This is a genomic window from Streptomyces mangrovi, from assembly GCF_900114215.1.
GTDB lineage: Bacteria > Actinomycetota > Actinomycetes > Streptomycetales > Streptomycetaceae > Streptomyces > Streptomyces barkulensis.
The window spans coordinates 75,484-93,635 of the sequence record NZ_FOSG01000013.1 but is presented as its reverse complement, the minus strand read 5'-3'; the positions used below and the strand labels follow the sequence as shown (position 1 = coordinate 93,635).

Below are 18,152 nucleotides of genomic sequence, written 5' to 3'. Positions count from 1 at the left end.
CGACGGAGGTTGCGCCCCCCGAACCAGGGGAAAGGTGCGGTGAACCACCGGCGTCATCAGGGCAGACAGTTCGGGCGCGCGACCCTCGTTCGACACGCGCGCCCGGACATGACGAGACATGGGGAGACGTGCGCACATGGGAACGAGCGTGACCATCTCGGCGGCGACGGACGAAGACGCCGAGCAGATCCTCAAACTGCAGTACCTGTGCTACCAGTCCGAGGCCGCGCTGTACGGCGACTACGGCATCGAGCCGCTCACCCAGACCCTCGACGGCCTCCGCGCCGAACTGGCCCGCGGCTGCGTGCTCGTGGCCCGGCTCGGCGCGGAGGTCGTCGGCTCGGTACGGGGCCGTGTCGAGGACGACGGCACGGCCGTGATCGGCAAGCTGATCGTCCACCCCCGCATGCAGCGGCACGGGCTCGGCGGGAGGCTGCTGTCCGCGGTCGAGGAACGGCTGGCGCGGGAGCGGTCCGCCAGGCGCTACCGGCTGTCCACCAAACACCGCAGCGAGAGCGGCATCCGCCTCTACCGCAGGCTCGGCTACACCCCGGTGGCCACGGAGCGGGTCTCCTCCAGGCTGGACATGGTGACCCTGGAGAAGGCGCCGGAGCCCTCGCCGGCGGGCGGGGACGTCTCCCGGACGTACGCCGCCAGCGCCTGACCGCGCCCCGTACGCATCACGCGTCCCGTACGAGCACGGCCGCCCCGGTGGAATCCCCACCGGGGCGGTCGTACGTATGCCGGGGCCGGTCAGGCCGCGCCGGCCCCGGCGGGCGAACGGCGCAGCCACAGCAGGCCGATCACCGGCAGGACCAGCGGGAGCAGCAGATATCCCAGGCCGTAGTCCGACCAGACGGTCGCGTCGGGGAAGGCCGATGGATCCAGCACCGTCCAGGTGCCGACCGTCAGCACCCCGGCCAGCTCGGCCGCGCAGCACACCAGCGCCACCCGGCGGGCGCCCCTGCCGCCGCGGACCAGGGCGACGGTGATCACCACGTAGACGGCCGCGGCCACCGCCGACAGGACGTACGCCAGCGGCGCCTCGTCGAAGCGGGTGGAGAGCTGGTAGACCGAGCGGGAGGTCGCACCGATCGCGAAGACCGCGTACAGCGTGACCAGCAGCCGGCCCGGCCCGCGGTTCAGACCCGGCCGCTCCGGGGGGCCCGGGGGATCAGCCATGCCCGCCTCCCCACACGTCGTACAGCCGCACCTGGAGCACGGCCATCACCACCGCGCCCGCGGCGACCGTCGCCGAGCCCCAGCGGGTGCGCTCGGCCAGCGACATGAAGCCGACCGCCGGCACGCAGGCCGCCACGCCCAGCAGGTAGGAGACGAAGACCACCGTGCCGCCGTCCGGCTTCTCGCCGCGCGCCAGCTGTACGACGCCGACGACCAGCTGCACCAGGGCGAGCGCGGTCACCACGGCCATGCCGGCGAAGTGCCAGTCCTTGGTCGGCTGGTCCCGGTAGGCCGCGAAGCCGCACCATGCGGCCAGGGCGAGCGCGGCCACGGCGACCGCGACCGTCAGCGGGGTGAGCATGTCGGCACTGTATTCGAGCCCGTCATCGCGGACGGAACGACCCCTCCGGAAGCCCCCGCCCATCGTGGTCTTGACCACAGACCGGGCCGCTCCCCGTACGGCTCACGAATAGCGTCCACGCAGGTGGAAGCGGGTACGGCGACTTTTCGGCGAGGGCGGGCGGGCCGGTCGTCGCACACTCGAATGTCCAGTATCCGGACACGGGTGTCCGTTTTTTACGTGTAGAGGGCAGGGGTCTGCTTTACTCGTCCGCATGACCGCGACGAGCTGCCGCATCCATGCGACCGAGGCGACCACGACGCCCGGTGCTCGCCGTATGTGTCGAATGTGTGACCGCTGAGGGCCCCCGCCCGAGCCGCCTCGCGCCCCGAAGCGAGACCTGAGCCTCCCGCCTCCCGGCAGTCCGCCGGGAGAGCGCCGGATGTGCCCGGCCCCGTGCTCGCCCGCCGTCCGCCCGCGCCAGGCGTGGCCCGGACCGCGGGTCCCCACCCCCTTCGTCAGGAACATCCCGTGCCCGGCGCCGCACCCCGCGCCGCGCACTCGACAGTCATGGACACCCAGTGATCACCACCACGGGACTCACCAAGGTCTACCGTTCCCGAGGCCGCGACGTGACAGCGCTCGACGGCGTCGACCTCCATGTCCGCGAGGGCGAGGTCTTCGGCGTCGTCGGCCGCAGCGGCGCGGGGAAGTCCTCCCTCATCCGCTGCGTCAACCTGCTGGAGCGCCCCACCTCCGGCACGGTCGTCGTCGACGGCCGGGACCTCACCGCCCTGGCCGGGCGCGGACCGCGGGCCGGCGCCGAACTGCGCCGGGCCCGCAGCCGCATCGGCATGGTCTTCCAGCACTTCAACCTGCTGTCCTCCCGGACCGTCCAGGGCAACGTCGAACTGCCGCTGGAGATCCTCGGCCTCCCCGGCCGCGAGCGCGCCCGGAAGGCCCGGGAACTGCTCGGCCTGGTCGGCCTCGCCGACCACGCCCGCTCCTGGCCCGCACAGCTCTCCGGCGGCCAGAAGCAGCGCGTCGGCATCGCCCGGGCGCTGGCGGGCGACCCCGGGGTGCTGCTGTCGGACGAGGCGACCTCCGCCCTCGACCCGGAGACCACCCGCTCCGTCCTGGCCCTGCTGCGCGACCTCAACCGGCAGCTCGGCCTGACCGTTCTGCTCATCACGCACGAGATGGACGTCGTCAAGACCGTCTGCGACTCGGCCGCACTGATGCGGGACGGGAAGGTCGCCGAGTCCGGCACCGTCTCCGGGCTGCTGGCCACCCCGGGCTCGGAGCTGGCCCGCGAGCTGTTCCCCCTCGGGGGAGCGACCCCGGCCGGGGAGGCGGAGACCGGGAAGGAAACGGTCCGGGAGCGCACCGTCGTGGACGTCACCTTCCACGGCGAGAGCACCGGACGGCCGCTGATCTCCCAGCTCTCACGCGCCCAGGGCGTCGACGTGTCGATCCTCGGCGCCGCCATGGACACCATCGGCGGCCGCCAGGTGGGCCGGATGCGGATCGAACTGCCCGGCCGGCGCGAGGACAACGCCGTGCCGATCGGCTTCCTGCGAGAGCGGGGACTGACCGTCGAATTCCCCGAGGCGGCCGGAGCCGCCCGGGCCCCTGAGACCCCCGAGACCCCCGAGACCGTGGAGAAGACCCGATGACCTGGCCGGAGATGCAGCCCATCCTGCTCCAGGGCACCGTCGACACCCTCTACATGGTCGGCTGGTCCACCCTCGTCACCGTCCTGGGCGGCCTCCCGCTGGGCGTGCTGCTGGTGCTCACCGACCGCGGCGGGCTGCTGGCGAACAGGGCGGTCAACAAGGCCGTCGGCACCGTGGTCAACGTCGGGCGCTCCCTGCCCTTCATCATCCTCGTCGTCGCCCTGATCCCCTTCACCCGCGTGGTCGTCGGCACCTCCATCGGCCCGACGGCCGCCGTGGTGCCGCTGTCCATCGGTGCCATCCCCTTCTTCGCCCGCCTGGTGGAGACGGCCGTGCGCGAGGTGGACCACGGACTGGTCGAGGCCGTCCTGTCCATGGGCGGCGGCACCGGCACGGTCGTCCTCAAGGCGCTGCTGCCACAGGCCCTGCCCTCCCTCGTGGCCGGTCTGACCACCACCGTCATCACCCTCGTCGGCTACTCCGCGATGGCCGGCGCGGTGGGCGCCGAAGGCCTGGGGAGCAAGGCCATCACCTACGGCTACCAGCGCTTCGAGACCGGCTTCATGCTCGCCACCGTCGTCGTGCTGCTCGCCCTCGTCACCGCCGTACAGCTCCTGGGCGACGGCGCGGTGCGCCTGCTCTCCCGCCGCGAGCGCGCCACCTGAACCACCCCCGAACCACTCCCCACACCCATGGAAGCCGGACCCCTTGTCCGGCACGACCGGAGCCCCGGCACACCCCGGAGCCCGGAGAACGCAGAACGGAAAGAGGCACTCTTCGTGCGCACCATCACCAAGTCCGCCATCACCAGGTCCGCCATCACCAGGTCCGGCGCCGCCCTGGCCGCCACCGCGCTGGCCCTGTCGCTGGCCGCCTGCGGCACCGACTCCGACCCCGCCGCCTCCGGCGGTTCCGAAGGCGCCGACGCGCCGCTGACCGTCGCCGCCTCCCCGACCCCGCACGCCGACATCCTCGGCTTCGTCAGGGACAATCTGGCCGAGGAGGCCGGACTGAACCTGGAGATCCGGGAGTTCACCGACTACGTCCTCCCCAACACCGCCACCGAGAACGGCGAGGTCGACGCCAACTACTTCCAGCACAAGCCCTACCTGGACGACGTCAACGCCAAGCAGGGCACCCACCTGGTGCCCGTGACGGGCGTCCACCTGGAACCGCTGGGCCTGTACTCCTCCACCCTGAAGAAGGCCTCCGAACTCGGCGCCGGCGACACCGTCGCGGTGCCCAACGACACCACCAACGAGGGCCGCGCCCTCAGGCTCCTGGACGACCACGGCCTGATCGAGCTGAAGGACGGCGCCGGGCAGGACGCCACCCTGGCCGACATCGCCGACGCCAAGGGCCTGGAGTTCAAGGAGTTGGAGGCGGCCGCGCTGCCCCGCTCCCTCGAAGACGTGGACGCCGCCGTCGTCAACGGCAACTACGCCATCGAGGCCGGTCTGGAGCCCGCCGAGGACGCCCTGGCCCTGGAGGAGGCCGAGGGCAACCCCTACGTCAACCTCCTGGTCGTCAAGGAGGGCAACGAGGACGACCCGCGGGTGAGGAAGCTGGCCGGCCTGCTGGCCTCCGAGGAGGTCGCCGGCTTCATCGAGGAGGAGTACCGGGGCTCGGTGGTGGCCGCCTCCGACGCCTCCTGACACCGGTACGGCGGTGGGCCGGGCCCCGGCGGTGGGCCGGCCCGCCGCCGGGGCCCGCGCTGCACGCCGCCGGGGTGATGCTGCATGCTGTGCACTCGACCCCGTCAGGCTGGAGCGGCGCATGACATCCATCTTCCCGGAGATCTCGATCAGCACGGAACGGCTCGTGCTGCGTCCCCTCGAGACCGAGGACGCCCCGGCGTTCACCGAGATGATGAACGACGAACTGGTCACCGCCTGGACCTCCGTACCCGCCCCCTACACCGAGGAGCACGCCCGGGAGTGGATCACGCGGGGGGCGCCCGCGGAGCGGACCGGGGGACGCGGCATCGTCTTCGCCGTCACCGAGTTCCTCACCCAGCGCCTGGTCGGCACCGTCCACCTGCGCAAGGCCGACTGGCGGGTGCTGTCCGCCGAGGCCGCGTATGTGATCGCGCCCTGGGCACGGGGCGAGGGGTACGCCGCCGAGTCGCTGCTCGCCGCCGTCCAGTGGCTCTTCCAGGACCGGAAGTTCGAGCGGCTGGAGATCCGCACCCCGGCCGGCAACACCGCCTCCCAGCAGGTCGCGCAGAAGGTCGGCTGCGTCAGCGAGGGCGTGCTGCGCAACGCCTGGATAGCCCGGACCCGCACCGAGGACGGGAACTGGACCGACATCCGCACCGACCTGATCGTGTGGAGCCTGCTGCCGGAGGACCTGGAGGACGGGCCGGGCGAGGCGGCCGACGCCGGCGGCTACTCCGCCTACCCCGAGGCCGGGAGCTACTCCGCCTACCCCGACTGGCGCTGACGGCCCGGAAGCCCGCAACCGTGAAGCCCGAGCCGTGAAGCCCCGGTCGGCCCCCCGCGCCGGGCGCGGTAACCTCACTGCGGCGATCCCGCCGCCCCACCGGCACCGCACCCCGCACCCGCGCACATCCCCGCACCGCCTTCCGTCCCCGCCCCGCGACGCGCCAGGAGAGAGCCGACGATGGCCGACCGTGTCACCGTGATCGGGTGGGACGGCTCGCCGCTGACCGAGGCCGCCCGCGCCGCTCTCGGAGCCGCCACCCTCGTCGCCGGCGCCGCCCACCATCTCGCCCTCCCCGAGGTCCCGCCCGGGGCCGAGCGCATCCGGCTGGGCGGTGTGGCGCCGGCCGCCCGCCGTATCGCCGGGCACCGCGGCACCGCGGTGGTCCTCGCCGACGGCGACCCGGGCTTCTTCGGCGTCGTCCGCACCCTGCGCGCACCCGAGTACGGCCTGGAGGTCGAGGTCGTACCCGCCGTCTCGTCCGTCGCCGCGGCCTTCGCCCGCGCGGGGATGCCCTGGGACGACGCCCGGATCGTCGTCGCCCACGGCCGCACCCTGCGCCGCGCCGTCAACGTCTGCCGCGCCCACACCAAGGTCGCCGTCCTCACCTCGCCCGGCGCCGGGCCCGCCGAACTGGCCCTGCTGCTGGAGGGGGTGCACCGCACCTTCTTCATCTGCGAGGCCCTGGGCACCGACCGCGAGCGGGTCACCGTACTGACCTCCGACAAGGTCGCCGACCATGTCTGGCGCGACCCCAACGTCGTGATCGTGGTGGGCGGTTCGGCGGCCGCGGCCGGGCCCGGTGCGGCCGGCCGGGGCGGATGGCTGGCCGGCCGTGATCCGAACTACCCGCCCGCCGTGCGGGGCTGGGCCCGGCCGGCCGCCGAGTACACCGGACAGGACGCCCGGGCGGCCGCGGCGGGGACCGCGGACTCCGCGCAACTGCGCGCCGCCCAGCTCGCCCGGCTCGGCCCCAGGCCCGGCGACCTGCTGTGGGACATCGGCGCGGGCAGCGGAGCCGTCGCCGTGGAGGCCGCCCGCTTCGGCGCCGCGGTCCTCGCGGTCGAGCGCGACGCGGCCGCCTGCGCGCGGATGTCCGCCGCCGCACGGCACTTCGGCGTCCAGCTCCAGGTCGTGCACGGCATCGCACCCCTGGCGCTGGAGGCGCTGCCCGAGCCCGACGTGGTGCGCGTCGGCGGGGGAGGGGTGCGCACGGTCGCCGCCTGCGCCGACCGCAGACCCGAGAGGATCGTCACACACGCCTCCACCCGCGACGAGGCCGAGGCCGTCGGACGGGTGCTGGCGGACGGCGGATACGCCGTGGAGTGCACCCTGCTCCAGTCCCTGGAACTGGACACCCGGGAGTGGACGGAACGCGAACGCGCGGTCGTCTTCCTGCTGTCCGGCAGCCGGATGTGATCTCGTCCGAGACGAACCGGACCAACCGGGGTCAGTCGTCCACCCCCGCCCCCCGAGGGGTGCGGCGGCGGGTAGGCTGATGGACCGTTGTGCCGCCAGCCGGTATTGACACTTTGTCTGTCGATGTCCGGATGGTTCAGGCGGGGGCACGGCGGGCGCCCGCTGGGGCTGGAAGGAGCACTACCGATGGGCGAGGGGTACGCATGACTGACACCGGCCGGGTCCCGGGCGAGGGGCAGCCGGAGAACGCAGGCGGACAGCCGGAGCAGCCGGGTACACCGGCACCCGGCACGTACACCTTCGCGGGCCCGGTCGAAGGTGTGGCGTCGGGCTACGAGGACGATCTGCTGCTGCCCGGCTCCCACGGATGGGGCGAGGCGGCGGCGTCCGCGCAGCCTCAGGCGTCCGCGCCCGCCTCCGTGCCCGGCCCGCGCGAGTCGGACGGCTACGGGCAGCGCCCCGTGCCGCCCGCGCAGACGGCCCACGGGCAGGTGCCCCACACCGCCGCGACGCCTCCCCGGCCGCCGCACCTGGGGCCGCCCGTGCCCGAGCAGTCCGGCGTGGTGCGCACGCTCGCCGACCGCAGCAGCACCCCGGCGGCTCCGGCGCCCACGCCCCCGCAGGGCGTGCCCGTACGGCAGCCGGGACCGCCGACCACGGGGCCCGAGTACTTCGACGTCGCCCACGAGGAGCCCGCGGCGCAGGCCGCTCCCTCTCCGGAGGCACCCGAGACCGTCGCACCTGAGGCGGCCGCGCCCGCTCCCGCCGCGCAGCCCGGCACGCTTCCGTCCGACCCGGTGCAGCCCGGCGCCTGGGCGCCGCAGCCTCCGGCGCCGGCCCCGGCGGCGGAACCCGGGCCCGCTCCCGTGCAGCCGGCGGCCGGATGGCCGGCCGAGCCGCTGCCCGGCCCGGACCTCGCCGCGATGCCTCCCGTCCCGGAGACCGGTGAGGCGCCGACCGCAAAGGGCCAGGCCCCCGCTTCCGCCCCGGAGCAGGAGTCCTCGCCCGAGGCGGAGCCCGCGCCCGAGGCGGAGGAGGCCGAGCCGCAGCCTTTCCAGGAGCCCGTTCCGGCGCCGGCGGACGAAGTTTCCGCTCCTGTCCCTGGTTCTGCCCCGGAGTCGGAGTCCGTGCCCGAGGCGGTCGAGCCGTCCGTGGCTGCGGCCCCTGTCGCCGAGTCCGCCGAACCCGCAGCGCCCGAACCCGCCGTGGCCGAACCCGGTCCGCGGACCGTCCACGAGGCACAGGGCGCGGAACCGGAGCAGCCCCGGCCCGCCGCCGAGCCGGAGGCCGTGTCCGAGGCGCCGAAGACCCCGGAAGGCCCGGGGGACGCCGGGGAGCCCGTCGCGGCGGAGACCCCGGTGAGCGTTTCGGCCGAGGCGACTCCCGCCGAACCCGTCCCTGCCGGACCCACCTCCGCGGAGGCCGCTTCCGCGGAGGCTGCCGAGGCGCCCGCCCCCGAACCCGCCACTGTCGAACCCACGGCGGCCGAACCCGCGTCTGTCCAGGCACCCTCCGAGCCCGTCCCCTCCGAGCCCGTCCCCTCCGAGCCCGTGCCCTCCGAGCCCGTCCCCTCCGAGCCCGTCTCCTCCGAGGCCGAGCCGCAGCCCTCTCAGGAGCCCGCTCCGGCGCCGGCGGACGAGGCCCCCGCGCCGGCCCCCGAGCAGCAACTCGCCGTGGCCGCGGTGCCCGGCGCCGGACCGCAGGTGATGGAGGCCGTGGCGGTCACCGCCGAGACCCTCCGGCAGGACGACGCACAGCCGCCCGCCGACGGTGGGCCGGCCGTACCCGTCGCCGAGCAGGAGCCCGGGACCGGGACGCCGGACGCGGCCGGCACCGCCGGAGCGGTTGCCACCGATGAGGCCACCGAGGCCACCGGTGCCGCCCCCGCCCCCGCCCCCGCCGCCCCGGGCTACGACGAGGTCGAACGCGAGACGCTGCACCGCCTCATGCGCGAGAGGCGGGACATCCGCAACGGTTTCCGCTCCGACCCGATCCCCGACGACGTGCTGCTGCGCGTCCTGGAGGCGGCCCACACCGCTCCCAGCGTCGGCCACTCCCAGCCGTGGGACTTCGTCCTCATCCGCTCCGAGGAGACCCGCAGGACGATGCACGAGCTGGCCATGCGCCAGCGCGACGCGTACGCCCGGTCGCTGCCCCGGGCCCGTGCCAAGCAGTTCAAGGAGCTGAAGGTCGAGGCGATCCTCGACACCCCGGTCAACATCGTCGTCACCGCCGACCCCACCCGTGGCGGCCGCCACACCCTCGGCCGCCACACCCAGCCGAAGATGGCGCCCTACTCCTCGGCCCTGGCGGTGGAGAACCTCTGGCTCGCGGCCCGCGCGGAGGGCCTGGGCGTGGGCTGGGTCAGCTTCTTCGACGAGCGCGAGATGGTCCGGGTCCTCGGCCTGCCCGAGCACCTGGAGGTCGTCGCCTACCTGTGCATCGGGTACGTGGACGCCTTCCCGGACGAGCCCGAGCTGGTGCAGGCGGGCTGGTCCAGGCGCCGCCCGCTGTCCTGGGTCGTCCACGAGGAGTCCTACGGCCGCCGGGTCCTGCCCGGTGCGGAGGAGCCGCACGACCTGCTCACCGAGACCCTGGCGGGTATCCGCCCGCTGGACGCCAAGGCGCTCGGCGAGGCGTGGGAGCGCCAGAAGCGGATGACCAAGCCGTCCGGCGCGCTCGGCATGCTGGAGATCATCTCCGCGCAGCTCAGCGGTCTGGCCCGGCAGTGCCCCCCGCCGGTCCCCGAGCCCGCGGCCGTCGCCGTCTTCGCCGGGGACCACGGGGTGCACGCCCAGGGCGTCACCGCCTGGCCGCAGGAGGTCACGGCGCAGATGGTCGCCAACTTCCTGGCCGGCGGCGCGGTCTGCAACGCCTTCGCGAACCAGGTGGGCGCCGAGGTCTGTGTGGTGGATGTGGGCGTGGCGGCCGACCTGCCGTCCGCGCCCGGTCTGCTGCCGCGCAAGGTGCGGCCCGGCACGGCGGACTTCACCGCCGGGCCCGCGCTCACCCGCGAGGAGGTGCTGCGCGCGGTCGAGGTGGGCATCGAGACCGCCCGCGATCTGGTGGCGGCGGGCAACAAGGCGCTGCTGACCGGTGAGATGGGCATCGCCAACACCACCGCCTCCGCAGCGCTGATCGCGGTCTTCACCGGCGCCGACCCGGCCGAGGTCACCGGTCGCGGCACCGGTGTCAGCGACGAGATGCACGCCCGCAAGGTCGAGGTGGTGCGCCGCGCCCTGGAGTTGCACCGGCCCGACGCGGCCGACCCCCTCGGCGTCCTGGCGGCGGTCGGCGGACTGGAGCACGCCGCGCTGACCGGGCTGATCCTCGGCGGCGCCTCGCTGCGCACCCCCGTCGTCCTCGACGGGGTGAGCGCGGGGGCGGCGGCCCTGGTCGCGCGGGCCATCGCGCCCGAGGCGCTGGCGGCCTGCATCGCGGGTCACCGCAGCGCGGAGCCCGGCCATGTCGCGGCACTGACCAAGCTGGGCCTGCGTCCCCTGATCGACCTCGACCTGAGGCTCGGAGAGGGGACGGGCGCCCTGCTGGCCCTGCCGGTGGTGCAGAGCGCGGCCCGGGCCATGCACGAGGTCGCCACCTTCGACTCGGCGGGCGTCACCGAGAAGAACTGACGCGCCCCGCCGCCGTACCGCCCGCAGGTCATCGGAAGGTCCCGGATCCCCTCCGGTGACCTGCGGCACAGCGGGGCCGGGCCGCCGCGTCGTACGCTGCCCGCACCCGCTGCCCTTTGCAGCCAGTCCCGTCTTCGCCGCTCCACCGTCGCAGCGGCCCGCGATCCTTTGAGGAGCCGCACCGCCATGTCCGAGCACTCCGCGCACCCCGCCTACCCCGTGGGCCTGCGTCTGACCGGGCGCCGTGTGGTCGTCCTCGGCGGCGGGACCGTCGCCCAGCGGCGGCTGCCCGCACTGCTGGCCGCGGGCGCCGACGTCCTGGTGATCGCCCCCTCGGCCACCCCCTCGGTGGAGGCCATGGCCGAGGCGGGCGAGCTGCGCTGGGAGCGCCGCGCCTACCGCCCGGGCGATCTGGACGGCGCCTGGTACGCGGTCGTCGCCACCGACGACGCCGGGGCCAACGCGACCGCCTCCGCCGAGGCCGAGGAGCGCCGGGTGTGGTGCGTCCGCAGCGACGACGCCGGCGCCGCCACCGCCTGGACCCCGGCCACCGGACGCAGCGAGGGCGTCACCGTCGCGGTCCTCACCGGACGCGATCCGCGCCGCTCGGCCGCCGTGCGCGACGCTGTGGTCGAGGGCCTGCGAGACGGCACCCTGACCGCCCCCCGGCACCGGGCCCGCAGGGCCGGTGTCGCCCTGGTCGGTGGAGGCCCGGGCGACCCGGACCTGATCACGGTGCGCGGCCGCCGGCTGCTGGCCGAGGCGGACGTGGTGATCGCCGACCGGCTCGGCCCGCGCGACCTGCTGGACGAACTGCCGCCGCACGTCGAGGTGATCGATGCGGCCAAGATCCCCTACGGCCGGGCGATGGCCCAGGAGGCCATCAACGCGGCCCTCGTGGAGCACGCCAGGGCCGGGAGGTTCGTCGTGCGCCTCAAGGGCGGCGACCCCTATGTCTTCGGCCGCGGCATGGAGGAGGCGCAGGCGCTGGCCGGGGCCGGGATCCCGGTCACCGTGGTGCCCGGCATCTCCAGCTCCGTCAGCGTGCCCGGCGCCGCGGGCATCCCGGTCACACACCGCGGGGTGGCCCATGAGTTCACCGTCGTCAGCGGCCATGTCGCACCCGGCGACCCGCGTTCGCTGGTGGACTGGGCGGCCCTGGCGAAACTGCGCGGCACCCTGGTGATGCTGATGGCGGTGGAGCGCATCGGCGCCATCGCCGAGGCGCTCATCGAGCACGGGCGGGCCCCGGACACGCCCGTCGCCGTGGTCCAGGAGGGCACCATGGCCGGCCAGCGCCGGGTGGACGCCACCCTGGCGACCGCGGCGCGCACGGTCGAGGAGGAGGGCGTACGTCCGCCCGCGGTGATCGTCGTCGGCGAGGTGGTCGGTGTGAACCGGGCCGGGACCGGCCGGTGACGGAGCGGGGGGCCGAAGGCGCCGGGAGGCCCGGGGCGGCGGACGGTGACGCCGCCGTGGCGGAAGGCGGGAGCGGGGACGTCCGGGGCCCGGTCACCGTCGAGGACCCCGGCGATCCGCGCCTGGGCGACTACACCGGCCTGACCGACGTCCGGCTGCGGCGCGTACGCGAACCGGCGGAGGGCCTGTTCATCGCCGAGGGCGAGAAGGTCATCCGGCGGGCCCTCGCGGCCGGTTACGAGATGCGGTCGATGCTGCTGACGCCCAAGTGGGCCGAGGCGATGTGCGATGTGGTCGCCGCGGCCCGGGCGCCCGTCTACAGCGTCGGCCCGGAGGTGGCCGAGCGGGTGACGGGCTACCACGTGCACCGCGGGGCCCTGGCCTCGATGTGCCGAAAGCCCCTTCCGAGCCCGGCGGACCTGCTGGCCGACGCGCGCCGGGTGGCGGTGCTGGAGGCCGTGAACGACCACACCAACGTCGGTGCCCTGTTTCGCAGCGCGGCGGCGCTGGGCATGGACGCGGTCCTGCTCTCACCGGACTGCGCCGACCCCCTCTACCGGCGTTCGGTCAAGGTCTCCATGGGCGCGGTCCTCCAGGTGCCGTGGACCAGGCTGGAGTCCTGGCCCGGGGACGTCGGGGTGCTGCGGGAGGCGGGGTACGTCACGGCGGCGCTCGCCCTGGACGAGAACGCGGTCGGCCTCGGCGAGTTCGCGGCCCGCCGGCACCCCAGGACCGCCCTGATCCTCGGCTCCGAGGGGGACGGCCTGCGCCCGTCCACGGTCGCGGCCGCCGACGTGACCGTGCGGATCCCCATGAGCGCGGGCGTCGACTCCCTCAACGTCGCCGCGGCCGCGGCCGTGGCCTTCTACGCGACCGGCCCCGCCGCGGGGTGAGTCCGTCAGTGTGTCCCCCGTCCGCCAAAGCGGGCATTTGGTGACACTGGGTGATAAAGTGAGCGCGCCAGTACTCGGTCGGCGCGGCCGACGGCGGGCCAACCGCCGCCCGGCCCGCTCACGTCGATGAAACGCGGATCTGTACTGGGGGTGCAGATCTCGACTTTGCCCCATCCAGAGGGCGGTCGGGTCGGGGCTGTCCGTGCTCGCCCCGGCCGTCCTCCCGAAGGGAAGGAAGACGACCGATGAGCACCCAGCCCGTCTCCCACCCCCCGGTGGTCAGAGCCCTGTGGGTCCTGGTCGCCGTCCTGTTCTCCGCCCTCGTCGCCCTGGTCGCGGGCATCCTCTCCGGCGCCGCGGGCAGTACCCTCCCCGAAGCCGTGCTGCACGCGGGCGGCGCCTTCGCCGCGACCCTCCCGCTGTGCCTGACCGTCCTGTCCGCGCTCGGCGCGCTGTAGGGCGCCGCGGTGAGGGGGCGTCAGCGAGCCGGGCGCCCCACCGGAGCGGCGGAGCCCGTCCCCCCGGCCCCCGTCGCGCCGGCAGCCGTGTCCGCGGTTCCGGCGCCGACGGCCGGACCCGCGGGACCTCCCAGCCCCCGCGCCGGCCCCTGACAGCCCTGCGCCGCCGCGATGCCGAGTGCGACCAGCAGCGTCACCGTCACGAACACGACCAGGCGCTGGCGCAGCAGACGGGGGTTCGCCGGCCGCCGCGGTCCCGGCCGGGTGCCGCCCGCGGTGCGCACCGGACGCCGGGCCGACGCCCCTCCCGCGGTGCCGCCCGTCCGCCCGCCGGCGGACGGCCGGACGGTGTTCCGGGCCGGTGTGCGGGGTACCGGGCCCCGGGACGTACCCGCCCCGTCCCGGTCGGCGAGGCCCGCACGGCCGGAGGCCCCCCGGGAGCCGCGGCCGCCCGAGGGGCGATCGCCGTCGCGCGAGGTTCGCTGCCGCAGATACTGCTCGGCCCGCTTCCCGGCCGGCCGCGCCGGGCGTACGGCCGCCCCCGTGGCCGCGCCCTCCGGCAGCCCGCGCGCCTCCCGGGCGGCGATCTCCCGCAACCGCAGCGACAGCTGCAGCGTGCTGGGCCGGTCCTCCGGATCCTTCGCCAGGCACGCCCGCACCAGCGGCGCCAACGCCGCGTGCACACCGTGCAGCTGGGGTTCCTCGTGCACCACCCGGTACAGCATCACCTCCGAACTGCCCTGCCCGAAGGGCGAGTCCGCGGTCGCCGTGTACGCCAGCGTCGCGCCCAGCGAGAACACGTCCGTCGCCGGGGTCACCGCCGCGCCCCGCACCTGCTCGGGCGCCAGGAAGCCGGGGGAGCCCACCGCCGTGCCGACGTGCGTGAGGGTGCTGGCGCCGGTCGCCCAGGCGATGCCGAAGTCGATGATGCGCGGACCCTTGGGCGACAGCAGGATGTTCGACGGCTTCAGGTCCCGGTGCACCACACCGGCCTCGTGCACCGCCACCAGCCCCTCGGCCAGCGCCGCGCCGATCGAGGCGACCTGCGCTGCGGGCAGCGGGCCCTCCTCGTTCACCTTGTCGTGCAGCGACGGACCCGGCACGTACTGGGTGGCGAACCACGGGCGTTCCGCCTCCAGATCCGCCGCCACCAGCCGGGCCGTGCACCCGCCGCGGATCCGGCGGGCGGCCGACACCTCGCGCGCGAAGCGCGAGCGGAACTCGGGGTCCTCCGCGAGATCCGGCCGGATCACCTTCAGCGCCACCCGCTGCCCGCGCCGGTCGGAGCCGAGGTACACCACGCCCATCCCGCCCGCGCCCAGCCGCCGGTGGAGCCTGAACGAGCCGACGACTCGCGGGTCCTCGCGCCGGAGCCGCATCATCGCCATGTCCTTCCCCTACCTCCGGCCGGGAGCCCGTCCCGCCCCGGTGGGGCGGCCCCGCACTGCCCGGTCCCTCTGACGTGCCACAGCTTACGGACTGCGGCCCCCTCGCGCCGACAGGCCGCGCATGCGGAACACCCCGGTTGTCAGTGCCCGGTGGGAGACTTCAGGAGTGGGCGCGCGGCAGTCAGGGGCGGGAGAAGCCCTGCTCAGGAGGCGTCCGACAGGCCTTCCCGGAAGGGGGATCGCACGATGAAGGGCGACTGGGTGGAGATCGTGGTGGACGCCGGAGACACCACCCGTACCTACGAGATGGCGGCCACGCGTGCGGGCCGGCGGGTGGAGACGCAGGTGCGCAGGGGAGTGGTGGAGGTGAGCGAGATCACCCGCAGCGGCACGGTGGTGCGCACCGCGCGCTTCATGGCCAACCGGGTGCTGGCCCTGGTCGAGCACCCGGTGCCGCGGGAGGACGCGGCGCAGGAGCCGGCGCGCTGACCGGCGGCGCGGGTCCAAGCCCTCCCCCTCCGGCAAGCCCTCCCCCTCCGGGAAGTCCCGGGCCCCGGAGAGCTCCTCTCCACCCTGGGGAGTACCCGGGGCGGAGAGGAGTCATCCTGCGGGAGGCCCTTGTTCGGTACGCGGGCATGACGCCGAGGGGCACCCCTCACTTCTAGTGTTGTTCTCAAGCGGCGGGTGCAGCACTCGTCCCCCGAGCCAGACGCCCGCCGCCCCGTACCACGACAGGAGCGGAACCATGGCGCACACAGCACAGCGCCCGGCGTCCCGGACGCAGGGGCGCCTGGCGGACCTCGCCGCCCTCGGCACCCGGCCGGGCGACCGCCGCCACCCGCTGGTGGCCGCCGTCATGGTCCTTCCGCTGGCCGTCCTGCTGGCCGTCGTCTTCGGCGGGGCGGAAGCGGTGATCACACAGGCGTCGTCCGTGGCCGGACTGCTGGGGCTCTGATACAGGGCCCGGGCTCGGGAGAGCGGCCCGAGCCGGGAGATCCGGTCACCCAACCCCGTGGGGACGGGGGTACGGCGGACGGCGTGAGGCCCGGGCAGTTGGGGAACTGCCCGGGCATCGCGCCGCCTTGGGCCGTACGATCCGCCGCACGGCCCGTGCCCGCGGGCCCGGGAGGGGCCAAGGACACCGTGGCGCACGCACCGCTCATCGCACATCTCGCCCACCGGGCGGCCTCTGCCGACGCCGCGGCCTCTGCCGACGCCGCGGCCTCTGCCGACGCCGCGGCCTCTGCCGACGCCGCGGCCTTTGCCCGCCTCGCGGCCGTCGACGGCGCCGGCCGGCCCGTGGTGCTGGCCGAGCGGGCCGACGCCACCGTCGTACGCAGCGGGAGCGTCGTGGCCAAGGCGCATGCCCCCGGTGGCGACCCCCAACGGCTCGCGCTCCGGCTGGACGTCGCCGCCCACCCGCTGCTGGGCCGCGTCCTGCTCGCGCCGCTGCCCGCCGCCGAAGGCCCGCGGTCCCCGGCCCCGCAAACGGGGGCGGGGCCGGGGCGGCGGCTTCTGGACACCCTGCCCGACGGCCGCCCGGTGAGTCTGTGGCCCTACGGCACCCCTGTGGACCCCGGCGCACCCGAGGCCGCCCCCTGGGAGGCGGTCGGAGCGCTGCTCGCCCGCCTGCACGCCGTACCGCCCGCCGCGCTGCCCGGACCGCTCCCGCCGATGCGCGGCCCCGCCAAGGCCGCCCGTGCCCTGGAATCCCTGCGCCGCACGGTCCGCCGCACCGCCGCGGCACGGGCCGTCGAGGCGGCCTGGGCCGGCCTGCCCGCGTGGACGCGCGACGAGGCACCGCCGCCGCGCGCGGACTCCCTCTGCCACGGCGACCTCCACCTGGGCCAACTCGTCCGGCACCCGGCGCCCGACGGCCCCTGGCGCCTCATCGACGTGGACGACCTGGGCCTGGGCGACCCGGCCTGGGACCTGGCCCGGCCCGCCGCCTGGTTCGCCACCGGACTGCTGGCCCCCGCGGACTTCGGCCGCTTCCTGGGCGCCTACCGGGCCGCGGGCGGCACCGCGCTCCCCGGCGGCGCGGACGGCCGTCCCTTCGACCCCTGGCCTCGGCTGGACGCGCCCGCGCGGGCACTGACCGTCCAACTGGCGGCCCGCGCACTGGTCAGGGCCGAGGCCGAGGGCCGCGCACCGGACGAGACCGACCGCGCCCTGGTCGACGCCTGTTCCCGCATCGCGGGGTCCTGAAGGAGCCCACGGGCCCTACGCTGGGCGCGCCCGGACGGCCCGCCCCACCGATCCGACCGGTACGCGGACGCATCCGGAACACCCCGCGGCGCGTCTGTACAACCACACAGCCCCTACCGCCACGGAGGCGAGACACGATGCAGTGCCCCAAGTGCCGAGCGCACATGCAGACGTACAACCGCAGTGGAGTCCAGATCGAGCAGTGCGGCGGCTGCCGGGGGGTCTTCCTCGACTACGGGGAGCTGGAGGCGCTCACCCGCCTCGAGTCGCAGTGGTCGCAGCCGGCACCGCCCCCGCCGGGCCCGGCCGCCCAGTCCTACCCGACCCCGCCCGCTCAGCCTTACCCGACCCCGCCCGCCCAGTCCTACCCGGCTCCTCCTCCCGCCTGGGGAGCCCCGCACCACGGCCACCACGGTCATCACGGCCGCCACAAGAGCTTCAGCCGGATGCTGTTCTCCTCCTGACCGCACTCCGGCCGTGACCGCGGGACGACCCGGAACACGACGAAGGGCCGGAGCAACAGGCTCCGGCCCTTCGGGATGTGGACGATACTGGGATTGAACCAGTGACCTCTTCCGTGTCAGGGAAGCGCTCTCCCGCTGAGCTAATCGTCCGCAGTGCGGTGTGCCGCGTGCGCGATACTGGGATTGAACCAGTGACCTCTTCCGTGTCAGGGAAGCGCTCTCCCGCTGAGCTAATCGCGCGGAACAAGGACCCCGAGGGGTCCTCGGTGGACGATACTGGGATTGAACCAGTGACCTCTTCCGTGTCAGGGAAGCGCTCTCCCGCTGAGCTAATCGTCCGAGGTGGAGACGGGATTTGAACCCGTGTAGACGGCTTTGCAGGCCGTTGCCTCGCCTCTCGGCCACTCCACCAGCGCGGGGGCCGCAAGGCCCCCATCGAGCGGACGACGAGACTCGAACTCGCGACATCCACCTTGGCAAGGTGGTGCTCTACCAACTGAGCTACGTCCGCAGTGCCTCCCCCGGGCGCTGCCCGGGAGCTGCCGCCACCTCCCGCTGCCGCGCTCGGTGACGACATGAACTCTAGCGGATTCCCGGGCCAGCTCAAATTCCGTTTCCCCAGCGTGCCCGC

At 75.0% G+C, this 18,152-nt stretch carries 17 protein-coding genes and 5 tRNA genes; 14 read left to right on the top strand and 8 right to left on the bottom strand.

Annotated elements, in window-relative coordinates; translation table 11 throughout:
• Window positions 1-136: 136 nt before the first annotated feature.
• The gene (locus tag BM237_RS18705; protein ID WP_093850841.1) at window positions 137-664 is read left to right on the top strand and encodes a GNAT family N-acetyltransferase; all 528 of its coding nucleotides are present in this window, start codon (window positions 137-139) and stop codon (window positions 662-664) included.
• A gap of 89 nt (window positions 665-753) precedes the next feature.
• On the opposite strand, the gene BM237_RS18700 is transcribed toward BM237_RS18705, so the two are convergent.
• A complete protein-coding gene (locus BM237_RS18700; RefSeq protein ID WP_093850840.1) occupies window positions 754-1,182 on the bottom strand; it encodes a hypothetical protein in 429 nt (142 codons plus the stop codon).
• Window positions 1,175-1,543, bottom strand: a complete 369-nt coding sequence (locus BM237_RS18695) for a hypothetical protein (RefSeq protein WP_093850905.1) — start codon at window positions 1,541-1,543, stop codon at window positions 1,175-1,177. Before BM237_RS18695 ends, BM237_RS18700 begins: the two co-directional genes overlap by 8 nt.
• Window positions 1,544-2,103: 560 nt before the next feature.
• Here BM237_RS18695 and BM237_RS18690 point away from each other — a divergent pair.
• The 9 genes from BM237_RS18690 (at window position 2,104) to BM237_RS18650 (ending at window position 13,461) form a co-directional block, all read left to right on the top strand.
• Window positions 2,104-3,198 (top strand): methionine ABC transporter ATP-binding protein, encoded by a 1,095-nt coding sequence (locus BM237_RS18690; protein WP_093850839.1) that lies wholly within the window; start codon window positions 2,104-2,106, stop codon window positions 3,196-3,198.
• Complete coding sequence (locus tag BM237_RS18685; RefSeq protein WP_093850838.1) at window positions 3,195-3,863, top strand: methionine ABC transporter permease; 669 nt, start codon at window positions 3,195-3,197, stop codon at window positions 3,861-3,863. Before BM237_RS18690 ends, BM237_RS18685 begins: the two co-directional genes overlap by 4 nt.
• A gap of 114 nt (window positions 3,864-3,977) precedes the next feature.
• The gene (locus BM237_RS18680; RefSeq protein WP_425443711.1) at window positions 3,978-4,853 is read left to right on the top strand and encodes a MetQ/NlpA family ABC transporter substrate-binding protein; all 876 of its coding nucleotides are present in this window, start codon (window positions 3,978-3,980) and stop codon (window positions 4,851-4,853) included.
• A 121-nt stretch (window positions 4,854-4,974) separates the two neighbouring features.
• The gene (locus BM237_RS18675) at window positions 4,975-5,640 is read left to right on the top strand and encodes a GNAT family N-acetyltransferase (protein WP_093850836.1); all 666 of its coding nucleotides are present in this window, start codon (window positions 4,975-4,977) and stop codon (window positions 5,638-5,640) included.
• 180 nt (window positions 5,641-5,820) lie between these two features.
• A complete protein-coding gene (cbiE, locus tag BM237_RS18670) occupies window positions 5,821-7,059 on the top strand; it encodes a precorrin-6y C5,15-methyltransferase (decarboxylating) subunit CbiE (RefSeq protein ID WP_093850835.1) in 1,239 nt (412 codons plus the stop codon).
• Between the two features lie 203 nt (window positions 7,060-7,262).
• Window positions 7,263-10,691, top strand: a complete 3,429-nt coding sequence (gene cobT / locus BM237_RS18665) for a nicotinate-nucleotide--dimethylbenzimidazole phosphoribosyltransferase (protein ID WP_093850834.1) — start codon at window positions 7,263-7,265, stop codon at window positions 10,689-10,691.
• Window positions 10,692-10,877: 186 nt separating this feature from the next.
• Window positions 10,878-12,110 (top strand): uroporphyrinogen-III C-methyltransferase, encoded by a 1,233-nt coding sequence (gene cobA / locus BM237_RS18660; RefSeq protein WP_093850833.1) that lies wholly within the window; start codon window positions 10,878-10,880, stop codon window positions 12,108-12,110.
• 56 nt (window positions 12,111-12,166) lie between these two features.
• On the top strand, window positions 12,167-13,003 hold the full coding sequence (locus BM237_RS18655; protein ID WP_093850904.1) for a TrmH family RNA methyltransferase: 837 nt from the start codon (window positions 12,167-12,169) through the stop codon (window positions 13,001-13,003).
• A 245-nt stretch (window positions 13,004-13,248) separates the two neighbouring features.
• A complete protein-coding gene (locus BM237_RS18650; RefSeq protein ID WP_093850832.1) occupies window positions 13,249-13,461 on the top strand; it encodes a hypothetical protein in 213 nt (70 codons plus the stop codon).
• 20 nt (window positions 13,462-13,481) lie between these two features.
• Here BM237_RS18650 and BM237_RS18645 read toward each other — a convergent pair whose 3' ends face one another.
• A complete protein-coding gene (locus tag BM237_RS18645; protein ID WP_093850831.1) occupies window positions 13,482-14,849 on the bottom strand; it encodes a serine/threonine-protein kinase in 1,368 nt (455 codons plus the stop codon).
• Between the two features lie 246 nt (window positions 14,850-15,095).
• On the opposite strand from BM237_RS18645, the gene BM237_RS18640 reads away from it, so the two are divergent.
• The 4 genes from BM237_RS18640 to BM237_RS18625 all read left to right on the top strand — a co-directional run bounded on the left by BM237_RS18640 (window position 15,096) and on the right by BM237_RS18625 (window position 17,521).
• A complete protein-coding gene (locus BM237_RS18640) occupies window positions 15,096-15,338 on the top strand; it encodes a DUF8836 family protein (RefSeq protein WP_093850830.1) in 243 nt (80 codons plus the stop codon).
• A 256-nt stretch (window positions 15,339-15,594) separates the two neighbouring features.
• On the top strand, window positions 15,595-15,804 hold the full coding sequence (locus BM237_RS18635) for a hypothetical protein (RefSeq protein ID WP_093850829.1): 210 nt from the start codon (window positions 15,595-15,597) through the stop codon (window positions 15,802-15,804).
• Window positions 15,805-16,148: 344 nt separating this feature from the next.
• Window positions 16,149-17,057, top strand: a complete 909-nt coding sequence (locus BM237_RS18630; RefSeq protein ID WP_425443713.1) for a phosphotransferase family protein — start codon at window positions 16,149-16,151, stop codon at window positions 17,055-17,057.
• Window positions 17,058-17,194: 137 nt separating this feature from the next.
• A complete protein-coding gene (locus BM237_RS18625; RefSeq protein WP_093850828.1) occupies window positions 17,195-17,521 on the top strand; it encodes a TFIIB-type zinc ribbon-containing protein in 327 nt (108 codons plus the stop codon).
• A 78-nt stretch (window positions 17,522-17,599) separates the two neighbouring features.
• Here the strand turns inward: BM237_RS18625 and BM237_RS18620 are convergent.
• The 5 genes from BM237_RS18620 to BM237_RS18600 form a co-directional block, all read right to left on the bottom strand.
• Window positions 17,600-17,671, bottom strand: a tRNA-Val gene (locus BM237_RS18620).
• An 18-nt stretch (window positions 17,672-17,689) separates the two neighbouring features.
• Window positions 17,690-17,761, bottom strand: a tRNA-Val gene (locus tag BM237_RS18615).
• A gap of 27 nt (window positions 17,762-17,788) precedes the next feature.
• Window positions 17,789-17,860, bottom strand: a tRNA-Val gene (locus tag BM237_RS18610).
• Between the two features lies 1 nt (window position 17,861).
• Window positions 17,862-17,932 (bottom strand) — tRNA-Cys (locus tag BM237_RS18605).
• Between the two features lie 27 nt (window positions 17,933-17,959).
• A tRNA-Gly gene (locus BM237_RS18600) sits at window positions 17,960-18,032 on the bottom strand.
• Between the last annotated feature and the right edge of the window lie 120 nt (window positions 18,033-18,152).